The sequence below is a fragment of the Acinetobacter pittii genome, from assembly GCF_022449185.1.
In the GTDB taxonomy this organism is placed as follows: domain Bacteria; phylum Pseudomonadota; class Gammaproteobacteria; order Pseudomonadales; family Moraxellaceae; genus Acinetobacter; species Acinetobacter pittii_I.
Genome location: NZ_JAKUKO010000001.1, coordinates 1083704 through 1096242 on the forward strand (window position 1 = coordinate 1083704; position 12539 = coordinate 1096242).

Below are 12539 nucleotides of genomic sequence, written 5' to 3' on the forward strand. Positions count from 1 at the left end.
TAATTCATTATTGAAATTTCAAATTATATTTACTTTATTACATAATTTTATGAATTTTTATCATATGATATAATTATTTAGATAAACTACATAAAATCCATTTTTTGTATACTTGGATATTATAATTAGCTCACTTTAAATAATAATGAATTAAAAATTTAATAGAATGATTATGCCTTAGTTAAAAAGGCTCATCGTATGATGAACCTTTAAGTTTCTAATTATTTATTCATTTTAAATAGATAAACTTTGTTTTTCTTCTTGAAATAACTGGATTAATGGTTGAGTTAATAACTCATAACGCCATCCTAACAGATAGCTAGGTAAATCCTGTTCATCCCCTTGAGACAGAACATGTTGATGAATGGCGTTTAACCATTTTTTTCTCAACAACACTTCCTTAGGAATGGAGGTCTCATTTATTGCATGAGCAAGCACCATATCCATTTTATTTAAAGTTTCTTTAGACGTAATCTTAAATGGTTTTGCAATCTTTGATGGCCATTTGCTTTCGACTGGTAAATCTTTAAGAAGTTCTAAAATCGTTTTGCCATACTCGCGAACCACATTTGGACGAATATCTTTCACTTGCGATAGTTGAAAGTTATTGCGAGGGTTCTTTTCAACCATATCAATCATGGTTGAATTTCTAAGAATAAAACTGCGTGGCTGATTCGTTGCTTTTACAATGTATTCACGCCACTCACTTAAATTTTGTAATTGCATTAACTGACGACGTGAATGACGATAATTTCCCACATCGCTATATAGTAATTCGTTAGGGGTTTCACTAATGATTTCTTTAGTTAGGCTACTACAGTCTTCAAGAACATAGTTATAAAGCCCTTTCTGCTTAAGCTGTTCTTGAATATGACTAGCTAACTTCATTAGATACAAAACATCATTAGCAGCATAACAAAGTTGCTGAGGTGATAAAGGTCTAGCTAACCAATCAGATCTGGTTTGATCTTTTTCAATATCAATATCAAGACAAAGTTTTAAAGCACCTTGATAACTCACTTGCAGGCCGTGACCTAAAAAAGAAAGACCCACTTGGGTATCAAACACATTAAGCAAATCTTCTTGATCAGCATAATGATAGATTAAATCAATATCTTCTCCACATGCATGAAAAATATTTTGCTGTGCGAGGAAGATCTTTTTCCAAAACTGACTTAGATCTAATGAAACACCATCCAACAGATAGACATCACCATTTACATTGACTTGGCATACTCCAAGTTTAGGCCAGAGTGTGTCAACCTTAATAAATTCTGTATCAAGTCCATATATTGAACATTGATCCATTTTTTGAAGAACATCAACCAATTCGGTTTGCTGTTGGATAAACTGAAACATGCTTTCTCAAGTATTGCAAAGAGTGCTTTAAACTCTGGTATATATAACATAGAAGCAGAAAAATGCCACTTAAACCTTTATGAATACTCTATTTTTGAACAATTTTTCGAAAATAGATAATTTTTTGATCTTTTATTTGTACTTTTTAAATTTATCTCCAAATGTTCTTTATTTAAAATTTATAAGATCTTTTTCATGCTTATATTCATATTTTATTTAAACTATCTTTAATAATAAAAGACAAAATAATATTTATGTTTAATAACTGAATTTAATTAATAAATTTAATCAAATTGATATTGCATTCATTAATGAAATAAGCATCGGAATGCTTATTTCATTCTCATGCGGTTATGCACTGCCTGACTTAAAGTATGGCTATCTACGTATTCGAGTTCTCCACCTTGAGGGACACCTTGAGCAATACGTGTCATGTGAATAGGTAAATGCTTCGTCGCCTCAACCAAATAGTGTGCTGTCGCCTGACCTTCTACTGTAGCATTAGTTGCCAAAATGACTTCTTCAATAGTACCTTGGCTTAGACGCTGAATCAGATAAGGAATACCAATTTCTTCTGGACCAATACCATCTAATGGAGAAAGATGGCCACCTAAAACATGGTATTTTCCACGAAAGCTACCGCTTTGCTCAATCGCCATCACATCCGCTGGTGATTCAACCACACACAATAACTGATCATCTCTGTCAGTTGAGGCGCAAATATCACAAATTTCATGTTCAGTCAGAGAATGGCAGACACTACATTCATGTATATAACTTGAAGCCTCATGTAAAGCATGCGCTAATACAAATGCCCCTTCTCGGTTTTTCATCAAAAGATGTAAAGCCATACGTTGAGCCGACTTCGGACCAACGCTTGGCAATATACGTAAAGCTTGAACGAGTTGTTCAAATCTATCGCTAAACACTGAATTTCCTTAGAACATGCCCGCTAAGCCAGGTGGTAAACCCATACCAGAATTTGCTTTTTGCATTTTTTCTTCAGAAATCACTTCTGCTTGACGCACAGCATCATTTACTGCAGCAGCAATTAAGTCTTCAATCATGTCTGGTTCATCTTGAAGTAATTCTGGATTAATTTCGATACGTTTTACGATATAACGGCCAGTCATTGTAACTTTAACTAAACCACCGCCCGCTTCAGCGTGTACTTCAGTTTGAGCAAGCTCTTCTTTAGCCTTTTTTATATTTGATTCCATATCTTTTTGCATGCGCTGCGCTTGCTGCATAAGCATATTGATATTCATAAACCTAACTCCGTATCTCTATCAAATATTTCAAGTAATATTGATAGTCACATAACACTGCAAAACTTAAACTCTTTCTACTTCCCTTATAGATCATCAAGATCATTGAGGTTAGTACGTTTAAATCAAAATTAATCCGTAATTCTGACACAATAAATCAATGTTTTCTATTGGTATCTATGAAACTATTTTCTATGGTCAATCCACTATAAAGCTTTTATATAAAAAAACTTTTGTTGAATAGAAAAAAGTAAAATTTAGAAAAGTTACTGTGCAGCCTGTAGACTTTTATTGTTTGTTTTATATTCACTTAAGGGAACATTCTTGAAAGAAGTATTGGCTTTTTCTATTGAAAGATCAGCATCTTGAACAGATTTGTTTGCATCATTAATTAATAATACAGTTTCACTGATCTGTGTTGGTTCATCTTTTTGGGCAAATACTCTATATCCAACCAGACCAATTGCCCCTATCGCAACTAAAATAATTATTGGTTTAAGCATGACTAAAGACTCTCTTTGTTATTTTTATTAAATTTAGAGCTTTTATACGTTGAAATTTTAGACTGTTTTACAACAAAACGTAGACTTTTTATTGCTATTGTTGCTTATAAGTAACAAAAAAAAGCCACATTAAAATGTATGTGGCTTTTCCATAACAAACATAACTTAATTAGATTAAATCTAACCCACGCGAGATATCGCCAATAATGTCATTAATATCTTCTAGACCAACAGAAACACGAATTAGACCTTCTTGAATACCAGCTGCTTCTTTTGCTTCAACAGAAAGTTTGCCATGAGTTGTGGTTGCTGGATGGGTAATCGTCGATTTCACATCACCTAGATTACCTGTAATCGAGATAAACTTAGTATTATCAATAACCTTCCACGCACCTTCACGCTCGCCTTTAACAACGAAGGATACAATACCGCCAAAGCCATTTTGCTGTTTAGCAGCAAGTTCATGACCTTCATGGGCTGGTAAACCAGCGTAGTAAACCTTCTCTACCTTTTCATGAGTAGATAACCATTCTGCAAGAATTTGAGCACTCTCACAGTGTGCTTTCATACGTAAACGTAAAGTTTCTAGACCTTTTAAAAAAACCCAAGCATTAAATGGACTCATTGATGGTCCAAGCGTACGAACAACACCAAACACTTCTTCTAATAACTGATGATTACCAACAACAGCACCGCCTAATGCTCGGCCTTGGCCATCTAAGTATTTAGTCGCAGAGTAAATCACAAGATCCGCACCAAACTTGAGTGGTTGCTGCAAAACAGGTGTACAGAAACTGTTATCAACCGCAAGTAATGCTTCATTCGCATGGGCGATATCTGCTAGCGCTTGTATATCTGCAATCTCAGCTAAAGGATTAGACGGTGACTCAACAAAGAAAAGTTTGGTTTCAGGACGTACAGCATTTTTCCATTCGTCTAAATCACATAAATCAACAAATGTAATGTCTACACCAAACTTGGCAATATATTTTTCAAACAAAGCAACAACTGAACCAAAAACTGCTCTTGAGCAAATAACATGATCACCCGCTTTTAGGTATGCCATAGCAACTGACAAAATCGCGCCCATTCCAGAGCTCGTCGCTACAGCTCGTTCAGCACCGTCCAAAGCTGCTAAGCGTTTTTCGAACATCGATACAGTCGGATTAGTAAAACGAGAATAGATATTTCCTTGAACCTGACCAGAAAATTTTGCTGCAGCTTCAGCCGCATTTTCATATACAAATGATGAAGTCAAAAAAATCGGTTCGCCATGTTCGCCTTCAAAACTACGAGTATGTCCGGTACGAATGGCTAAAGTATCAAGTTGGTATTCTAAATCATCAGACTGGTTCATTAAATGTTCGCCTTTACTGGTCATGTACTAAAAAACTATCATCATTTTGAGTGTCTAGGGTATTTAAGGTCAAGGTAAACCTTAAAATTATCGCTTAGACTTTATTCAACTTTAGTAAATAGTTGGTAAAAGCAAGATGAAACGCTTAAAGTCCCTTGTCTCTGAACAAAGTCAAATCAAGCACCTCTCTACCCGACTATTTCGCCCAAAAACATTGGTTTTGTCACAAAGCACTCCTTATGAAGTGATTGGTGAATTCAATCAAACTCGTATTCGTTATTACGCAGCTACTCAAAAACAATTTAAAGAACCGTTAGTATTTGTTGCACCACTCGCTATTAATATGGCGATATATGATTTATATCCATATCGCTCTCTTATTAAATACTTCCAAAATGCAGGTTTTGACGTATATCTTGTGGATTGGGGCCGCTTAAATTTTAAAGATAGACATCTTAATTTTTTATCATTTATTGAAGGGTTTATTCCTCAAGCAATACAACTTGTCCGAACACATTCAGGAAGTGAACAAATCTCACTTCATGGCTGGAGTATGGCTGGCATATTTGTCACTTTATATACCGCTTTAAATCAACCCAATTATGTTAAAAACCTTATCGTACTTGGTAGTCCAATAGACAGTTATGCTTCTGGCTATATTGGAAAACTCTACCGAGCCATAAACAACGCGATTGGTCGCAATAAAAAAATTCAAGACCGTATTTACTCTGGACTACCAAAACGTTTGATTCATAGTCCTGGAATTTTAAACTCTTTAGGTTTCAAAATTCTTGATCCTAAAGGCTGGTTTGATGGACATATTCAACTACTAAAGAATCTTGATGACCTACAATTTGTGCAAGAGCATGCCACTTTAAGTAACTTTTTAAATAATATGATTGATTACCCGGGCGGAATTAATCAGGACATGTTGTTCAATGTTTGGTTGCAAAATCCATTGAAGCGCGGCTTTATCCAATTAAAAGATAAAAAAATTGAATTAAAAAATATCGACTGCTCTCTCTTAGTGGGCGCGGGTCGTAGTGATCAATTGGTTACTGCTGATGCAGCTCAACCATTAAGCCAGTTAACCAGTAGCCAAGATGTTACGTTTACTCTCATCCCTGGCGGACATTTGGGCCTCATGTCGAGTCAGGCAAGTGCATTGGAGTTCTGGCCACAACTAGCAAAATGGCTCACCGAACGATCAACGCAAATTTAAGAATAAGGTTATGATTCAATCTATTGCTTTTATTCGCTTGGGTGGAATAAACCCTCGTATAACAGTGCATTTACCAATAATATTATTGTTTTAATAGAAAATTATTATTTTCACTATGAAGGCACTTTATTAACTTTTTTATAATCGGATGTTTTAAAGTAATTTACAATCATCTGTGCACTTTTTTCAGAAGAGGCCTTGGCCTGCTCCAGTTTTGTTACATAAGGATTAGTCACTATACAGCTCGGAAGTAAACTATTTGTAAGCGGTGGAAACTTTTCTCTTCCACCTAGAGTAATTTTTTCGATAAAACTCGCTAACCACATAATGTACTCACTTTTATTCTTATAAATTGGCATTAAGCTGATATCGAGTTTAACTGTACATTCCTTTGCAGGCTTATTTAAACATTCTTCAAAATCAATAAAGTTATATTTTAGTTTATATGAAGTGTCTTTTATCTCTAGTCGAATAATACTAACTAAGCTATTCAAATGTTCAATCATATCCTCTGAGAAAAGCTTTTGCTCTTTGAACTTTTTATAAACTCTTTCAGCAATTAGTAAAAATTGTGGCATCACTCACCTATTCCTTTAATATTTAGTCTTAACGAATGACTAGATCCTTTAAGAAAGTATGATGGATATACTATTACTATATGTAAGGGTATGAGACTAGAAAGTAACTACCAGAGCAATTGTGAAAGTGATCCATCTATATGATCACAAAACTAAAATATAATGTATTATGATTATCATTATAAACCGTTTATTTTTCATGATTTGAAATAACTTTAATAAAAAAAGCCTATTTCATTTGGAGAAATAGGCTATAAAAACAAAAAACTATCAAACGCAGCAATTAAGGGCCATATAATAGAAGCTATAATATGTAAAATCAATACATCTTTCAGTTGAATTGTAAACTAAAATAAAAGACGAGAAAATTTTATATGTGTTTCAATAAGAGAAGCCCATTTCCGTCTAAAATAAATGGGCCTAGTGAATTCCACTAAATCCTAAAATACAAAATGTGATAATTATCACGCTTTGTTTTTTGATCATGGCATTAATATCTTTCTTTTCCATTGACCAAAATTCAAGCTACAAATGTCTTTTCAGCCAAAGATGATTCATGAATATGGCTTTTCTACGAACTTTTTGATTTTTTATTTAATAGAAGCAAGCTCCCTATTCATTCATTATGAGCAATTACAAGGTATTAGATAGTAGTTAAATTATGGAAAAATATATAAAAATTTAGTTAAGTTTTTGTTTTTACTATTTATTTTTAAGTCATTGATATATAAATATTTTATTCATTTTTTGCCCAAAATGCAAACCAAAATGACACTTGAGTAATTAATAGTCATTGAAATATTGGTAAGAAACCTTATATTGAGTACAGGTTCATACCTTTAACTGAGGAAAAGCTCATGAATAAATTTATGGTTGCAGTCTTTACTGGCATGGTGAGCATTGCTAGTTTAGGCGTACAAGCTGCAACACCTGAGCAAGAATGTCAAAAATTGCAAGATGATTACAATTTGATTTATGCGTCAAAAGGCTTTTGTTTTAAAGATCCTGATGCTAAAGAAAAATATGGTAATGAAAACTGTCATACGACAAAACCAAAGTTTTCTGACAAAGAGCAACAACGTCTTGACGCTATTAAAGAACGTCAAAAAGAATTGAAATGTAAATAACTTTAAAGGAATAATACATGGCATATGATGATCAAAATATCTTCGCAAAAATTTTACGTGGAGAACTTCCAGCGATAAAAGTCTATGAAGATGATCAAGTTCTAGCTTTTATGGATATTATGCCTCAAGCCGATGGTCATACATTAGTTATTCCAAAAACACCTGCTGTAACACTGCTGGACTTACCTGCTGAAGCAGCAGCCTATACTATACAAATTGTTCAAAAGATTGCTAAGGCAATGGAAAAAGCGCTCAATTTGGAAGGCATTGTGTTGATGCAACTTTCTGGAGCAGCAGCAGGACAAACTGTTCCACATGTTCACTTTCACCTAATTCCAACAAATGTGCATCATCTTGGACGCCATGCTGTTGAGTTAGGAGATCAAGAAAAGATTAAAGAGTTAGCGGAAAAAATTAAAGCAGTTCTTTGATTTTTAAATGGTTAAAGCGGAGTTTCGACTCCGCTTTTTTTCGTCTAAAAACTATAAAAAATGAAAATAACTAATTTATTTCTAAATTTTAAGCGTCATAAAACTGTCATTTATTCTTCACTTCTTTGTCACAAAATTTACCGATACTGCTTAGCAAGTTGGTGAGCTTTTGTAACTTTTTGTACATAAGTCAACTACAAAATAAATAGTTAGCTAGGCATACGCCATTTTTAAATACCTTTTGGAGAAATCTCAATGAAGAAATTGCTACTCGCTGCCGCAGTTGCAACTTTGAGCGTAAACGCGGTGCAAGCAGCGCCAACTTTGTATGGCAAACTAAATGTTTCTATTAACCAAGTTGATAATAAAAATTTCGATGGTAAAAGTGACGTTACCGAAGTTAACTCAAACTCTTCTCGTATTGGGGTAAAAGGCGAAGAGAAATTAACTGACAAGTTATCTGCTGTTTATTTAGCTGAATGGGCAATTTCTACTGATGGTTCAGGTTCTGATACTGACCTCAGTGCTCGTAACCGTTTTATCGGTTTAAAAACTGAAGGTGTTGGTACACTAAAAGTAGGTAAGTATGATTCTTACTTTAAAACAGCTGCTGGTGGTAACCAAGATATTTTTAATGACGATACACGTTTAGATATTACTAATATCATGTACGGTGAAAACCGTTTAGACAACGTGATCGGTTTTGAATTAGACCCTAAATTATTAGCTGGTTTAAAGTTCAACATCATGGCTCAGACTGGTGAAAGCACTTCTGATAGCAAAAAAGGCGAAACTGGTAAAGACAGCAAAAATGATAGCTTCGATTCAGTTTCGACTTCTCTAGGTTATGAAAATAAAGACTTAGGTTTAGCAATCGCTGCTGCTGGTGACTTCGGTATCAAAGGTAAATATGCTGCTTACGGTTTGAAAGATGTCTATACAGATGCTTATCGTGTAACTGGTTCTTATGATATTGCTAAATCTGGTTTTGTAGTAGGTGCTTTATGGCAACATGCTGAACCTACTGATGACTTAACTGCATATGGTCAAACATATAAATCAGATGGTTCAATCGATAAAGCTGGTAAAGCTTACCGTGGTTTAGAAGAAGAAGCATATGCAGTAACAGCTGCTTATAAAATTCCTAATACAAAACTTAAAGTGAAAGCAGAATATGCTTCAGCTGAAACACAAGTAAATGGTCAATCAGATCGTAAAATCGACTTGTACGGTTTAGGTCTTGATTACCAAATCAACAAACAAGCTCGCTTCTACGGTATCGTTGCTCAACAAAAACGCGACTGGTTGAACGATGACGACAAACAAACTGTGGTAGGTACTGGTATCGAATATAACTTCTAATCAGTTATGTTTGATTCAGATCTAAAATAAAAGGGCTTATGCCCTTTTATTTTTTGTCCTGAGTAAAAAAAGCCGATATAAAAGTTATCGGCTTTTTTAAGATTTATATCTTATTTTAAAAAACCACTTACAAGATTCATGACATTTTGAATATCTTGGTTTGCTTCTTGATGATCTGTACTCTCACCTTGAGGTGTTAAAGAATCAATGACTTGGGGTAAGACTGAAGCAATTGCACCATAAACTTGCTCTTTTGGAGCTTGAGCTTGCGCAGCAACTTGCTCAATGTCAGCTGGATTAAATAAACTCTGCAATTGTTGGGTAGGAACTTCGCTATTACTTTGATTTGGATCAACCCAGCTTTGAACTTGGTTACCTAAACCTGCACCTTTTAACTTTTCTAAAGCAGCCTGTAAACCTCCTTGTTGTTGAACCCAACCTAAGATTAAAGGTACAACTGCAATTAATAAACTTTGTACGCCACCACCTGCTTGAGGTGCGTTATTATTATTTCCAGTCACTTGACCTAATACAGAACCTAGTACGCCTCCAAGACCACCTTGTGCGCCCGAAGAAGGATTACCCCCCATTTGTCCTAGTACTGAACCTAAAATTCCACCTAAACCACCTTGACTTGATGCTTGCTGATTCCCACCTAAGGCCTGCTTAGCCAAAACTTCTACAATATTGCTTAAATTAGTCATGTGTAACTCTTATGTATGGTTTATACATGAGCATACGCGGATTCTTGTTAAGACAGCAAAAGCCAAATTGTTAAATTTTGAAAGAGATTTAGGGCTCTTTTACCAGCGGAATTTATTCCAGTTTTCCGGGTTCGCCCAGAACTTTGAATTAAACCAGTCAGGAACATGTTTATAAGTCAAAATATTAAATTGCCATAAAGCAAAATCACTATCATGCGAAGTTTTATCAATAAGTTGAGTAAAACCTAAAGAACGTAATAATTGCTCATCACTGCGCTTGCTCACGACAACAATACGTTTTGCTAATAAATCTCTTAGCTTTACTAATAATTGTGATTTTTGCACATCGCTGATGTTCTGCATTTCGTCAGTATCAAACAATACAAAACCCAAGTCATAACGCTGAGTAAAAGGCAGACTTAAAAGCTCAGTTACGGTAAAATAGTGCCATTGAATTGCGTTATTCTGGTCAATTTTCTGGCCAATACAAAGTGCAGTATGAATGGGCTGTTCATTTGATAAATCGTCTAGCATAGAAGTGATGACATTTTGTTCAGCCATAACTGCAACCCTTAATTGAAAGATGTGAGTTTAAACTTTATGGAACTACAAGGCATTTGCCATAAAATGCATGCAGGCCTAAAAGATGCTAGTGTAACTGATCAACAGACAACCAAGGCAAATGTTGAATACAAATTTGTATTAGACCGTTCAGAAATTGATCTTCCTTTTAATTTAGGACAAGAACTAGAAATCGAATGGACAGGTAATATCTATTGCACTTCTTGTGGCACTAAAACACCAAAGTCTTATTCTCAAGGCCACTGCTTTAAATGTTTTAAAACCAAAGCAGAATGTGACCTTTGCATTATGAAACCTGAAACATGTCACTATCACTTAGGTACATGTCGTGAAGATGACTTTGCCCATAGCGTTTGTTTCCAACCACATATTGTATATTTGGCAAACTCTAGTGCTTTAAAAGTGGGTATTACTCGTGTTAGCCATATGCCAGGTCGTTGGTTAGATCAAGGTGCAACTCAGGCTTTACCTATTTTAAAAGTTGGATCACGCCGTTTATCTGGTCAGCTTGAAACCATGTTTGGTTCTTTAATTGCTGATAAAACAGATTGGCGAAAACTCCTCAAGGGTGAAGCTGAACCTTTAAATATGGTTGAACAACGTGATCAATTAATCGAAGAGTTCGCCCCTAAAATTCAAACTATTCGTGAAGAATTTAGTCAAAACCTTGAATTTAACGAAACGGTTGAACTACTAGAAAATGAATTGCCACGTGAGTTTGTTTATCCAGTTGAACAATATCCTGAAAAAATTAAGTCTCTAAACCTAGATAAAACACCCAAAATTCGTGGTGTATTACAAGGTATTAAAGGACAATATTTAATCTTTGATATCGGTGTTATCAACATTCGTAAATATACGGGTTACGAGCTGATCGTACGTGCTTAAGTAAGTTTTAAAGCCCCTAAAACGGGGCTTTTTAATTAAGATAATCTGTTTCTAAATAGCCAAGCTGCCAAAGGCAAAGTAACTAGTCCAAGTATGATCATTGGAATAAAGTTAAATTTGACTTGTGCAAAGCCTGCACCTTCCAAATAAACTCGTTGTACCAAGTTAATCCCGAACCTTAAAGGATTTGCGTACGTTGCTATTTGCAATGCTTCGGGCATGTTTTCTACAGGAGTTAATAAACCTGAAAGCAACATTAAAGGCATAATCAATAAAAAAGTAAAAAGCATGGCTTGTTGCATATTTAAAGATAATGCTGAAATTGATAAGCCCACACCGACTACAGCTATGTTAAAACTCAATAAACCAAAGTAAAGCAGTCCAATAGAGCCATTCATAGGAATTTTAAACCAGAACAAAATAATCAATAAAATAATGGTTGATTGCATCAGCCCTACAAAAATGGGCGGTAAGGCCTTACCAATCATAATTTGTAATGGAGTGTACGGTGTTACTAATAACTGATCAAATGTACCCTGCTCACGTTCACGCGCGACTGATAAAGCAGATAAAAGTAATGTCTGGATCATACTTAATGCTGCAATTAATGAAGGCATTAAGCTCCATCGAGATTCTTGATTTGGGTTGTACCAAGTTCGTGTTTCAAGACTAATTGGTAAAGCTGAATTAAACTTTTGCTGATTGAACTGACCAACAATTTTATTTAGATATGACATTGCGACCATAGCTGTAGATGAATTTCTACCATCAACAATCGCCTGTATGGGAGAGTTTTGGTTATTATTTAATTTACTCTCAAAGTCAGACGGAATCGTTATTACAAGTAATGCCTGACGACTATCAATGACCTGTTTGATTTGACCAGTATATTCAAGTGTTGCAACACGCTTAAAAATACCAGAGCCATCTAGTTTTGAGATGAGTTCATGTGAGACCTGCCCATTGCTCTGGTCTAAAATTGCATAATCCACACGGTTAACATCATAAGTTGCAGCATAACCAAATAAAAGTGCTTGCATGAGGGCTGGTACAAATAGAATAGCCCTATTTGCAGGATCACTAAAAATGGTTAAGAATTCTTTTTTGACTAAAAAACTTAAGTGTTTCAGCCATGTGATTAATTGCTGCCACATAACT

14 protein-coding genes are annotated in these 12539 nt (G+C 34.9%); 5 read left to right on the forward strand and 9 right to left on the reverse strand.

The window, feature by feature from the left end; translation table 11 throughout:
• Positions 1–234 precede the first annotated feature (234 nt).
• From rnd to metZ, 5 genes are all read right to left on the reverse strand, one after another.
• Positions 235–1359: a ribonuclease D gene (rnd, locus tag MKX14_RS05010; RefSeq protein WP_240281929.1), complete on the reverse strand. Its 1125-nt coding sequence runs from the start codon at positions 1357–1359 to the stop codon at positions 235–237.
• A 332-nt stretch (positions 1360–1691) separates the two neighbouring features.
• Positions 1692–2288, reverse strand: coding sequence for a recombination mediator RecR (gene recR, locus MKX14_RS05015; RefSeq protein ID WP_240281930.1), 597 nt, complete (start codon positions 2286–2288; stop codon positions 1692–1694).
• Positions 2289–2297: 9 nt separating this feature from the next.
• Entirely contained in the window at positions 2298–2627 is a 330-nt protein-coding gene (locus MKX14_RS05020; protein ID WP_002113538.1) for a YbaB/EbfC family nucleoid-associated protein, read from the reverse strand.
• A 266-nt stretch (positions 2628–2893) separates the two neighbouring features.
• Complete coding sequence (locus MKX14_RS05025) at positions 2894–3130, reverse strand: hypothetical protein (RefSeq protein ID WP_032057492.1); 237 nt, start codon at positions 3128–3130, stop codon at positions 2894–2896.
• Positions 3131–3299: 169 nt separating this feature from the next.
• Positions 3300–4487 (reverse strand): O-succinylhomoserine sulfhydrylase, encoded by a 1188-nt coding sequence (metZ, locus tag MKX14_RS05030; RefSeq protein WP_240281931.1) that lies wholly within the window; start codon positions 4485–4487, stop codon positions 3300–3302.
• Positions 4488–4623: 136 nt separating this feature from the next.
• On the opposite strand from metZ, the gene MKX14_RS05035 reads away from it, so the two are divergent.
• A complete protein-coding gene (locus MKX14_RS05035; RefSeq protein WP_240281932.1) occupies positions 4624–5709 on the forward strand; it encodes an alpha/beta fold hydrolase in 1086 nt (361 codons plus the stop codon).
• Positions 5710–5822: 113 nt separating this feature from the next.
• On the opposite strand, the gene MKX14_RS05040 is transcribed toward MKX14_RS05035, so the two are convergent.
• Positions 5823–6287 (reverse strand): hypothetical protein, encoded by a 465-nt coding sequence (locus MKX14_RS05040; RefSeq protein ID WP_240281933.1) that lies wholly within the window; start codon positions 6285–6287, stop codon positions 5823–5825.
• Between the two features lie 857 nt (positions 6288–7144).
• Between MKX14_RS05040 and MKX14_RS05045 the strand changes: the two genes are divergently transcribed.
• From MKX14_RS05045 to porB, 3 genes are all read left to right on the forward strand, one after another.
• Entirely contained in the window at positions 7145–7414 is a 270-nt protein-coding gene (locus MKX14_RS05045; RefSeq protein ID WP_002122146.1) for a YARHG domain-containing protein, read from the forward strand.
• 17 nt (positions 7415–7431) lie between these two features.
• Positions 7432–7845 (forward strand): HIT family protein, encoded by a 414-nt coding sequence (locus MKX14_RS05050; protein WP_044102616.1) that lies wholly within the window; start codon positions 7432–7434, stop codon positions 7843–7845.
• Positions 7846–8100: 255 nt separating this feature from the next.
• Positions 8101–9207, forward strand: a complete 1107-nt coding sequence (porB, locus tag MKX14_RS05055; protein ID WP_046812651.1) for a porin — start codon at positions 8101–8103, stop codon at positions 9205–9207.
• 110 nt (positions 9208–9317) lie between these two features.
• Here the strand turns inward: porB and MKX14_RS05060 are convergent, their stop codons facing one another.
• Positions 9318–9911 (reverse strand): YidB family protein, encoded by a 594-nt coding sequence (locus MKX14_RS05060; RefSeq protein WP_046812650.1) that lies wholly within the window; start codon positions 9909–9911, stop codon positions 9318–9320.
• A 99-nt stretch (positions 9912–10010) separates the two neighbouring features.
• Positions 10011–10472: a DUF6231 family protein gene (locus tag MKX14_RS05065; protein WP_005069394.1), complete on the reverse strand. Its 462-nt coding sequence runs from the start codon at positions 10470–10472 to the stop codon at positions 10011–10013.
• A 39-nt stretch (positions 10473–10511) separates the two neighbouring features.
• On the opposite strand from MKX14_RS05065, the gene MKX14_RS05070 reads away from it, so the two are divergent.
• Positions 10512–11381 carry a DUF2797 domain-containing protein gene (locus MKX14_RS05070; protein ID WP_004708933.1) on the forward strand — a complete coding sequence of 290 codons (870 nt, stop codon included), beginning with the start codon at positions 10512–10514 and terminating at the stop codon, positions 11379–11381.
• Positions 11382–11416: 35 nt separating this feature from the next.
• Here MKX14_RS05070 and MKX14_RS05075 read toward each other — a convergent pair whose 3' ends face one another.
• Positions 11417–12535, reverse strand: coding sequence for an ABC transporter permease (locus tag MKX14_RS05075; protein WP_240281934.1), 1119 nt, complete (start codon positions 12533–12535; stop codon positions 11417–11419).
• Positions 12536–12539 lie beyond the last annotated feature (4 nt).

Coding starts and splice junctions, on each gene's coding strand:
- rnd (WP_240281929.1), bottom strand. CDS start 1,359: ATGTTTCAGTTTATCCAACAGCAAACCGAATTGGTTGATGTTCTTCAA.
- MKX14_RS05020 (WP_002113538.1), bottom strand. CDS start 2,627: ATGAATATCAATATGCTTATGCAGCAAGCGCAGCGCATGCAAAAAGAT.
- MKX14_RS05025 (WP_032057492.1), bottom strand. CDS start 3,130: ATGCTTAAACCAATAATTATTTTAGTTGCGATAGGGGCAATTGGTCTG.
- metZ (WP_240281931.1), bottom strand. CDS start 4,487: ATGAACCAGTCTGATGATTTAGAATACCAACTTGATACTTTAGCCATT.
- MKX14_RS05035 (WP_240281932.1), top strand. CDS start 4,624: ATGAAACGCTTAAAGTCCCTTGTCTCTGAACAAAGTCAAATCAAGCAC.
- MKX14_RS05040 (WP_240281933.1), bottom strand. CDS start 6,287: ATGCCACAATTTTTACTAATTGCTGAAAGAGTTTATAAAAAGTTCAAA.
- MKX14_RS05045 (WP_002122146.1), top strand. CDS start 7,145: ATGAATAAATTTATGGTTGCAGTCTTTACTGGCATGGTGAGCATTGCT.
- MKX14_RS05050 (WP_044102616.1), top strand. CDS start 7,432: ATGGCATATGATGATCAAAATATCTTCGCAAAAATTTTACGTGGAGAA.
- porB (WP_046812651.1), top strand. CDS start 8,101: ATGAAGAAATTGCTACTCGCTGCCGCAGTTGCAACTTTGAGCGTAAAC.
- MKX14_RS05060 (WP_046812650.1), bottom strand. CDS start 9,911: ATGACTAATTTAAGCAATATTGTAGAAGTTTTGGCTAAGCAGGCCTTA.
- MKX14_RS05065 (WP_005069394.1), bottom strand. CDS start 10,472: ATGGCTGAACAAAATGTCATCACTTCTATGCTAGACGATTTATCAAAT.
- MKX14_RS05070 (WP_004708933.1), top strand. CDS start 10,512: ATGGAACTACAAGGCATTTGCCATAAAATGCATGCAGGCCTAAAAGAT.
- MKX14_RS05075 (WP_240281934.1), bottom strand. CDS start 12,535: ATGTGGCAGCAATTAATCACATGGCTGAAACACTTAAGTTTTTTAGTC.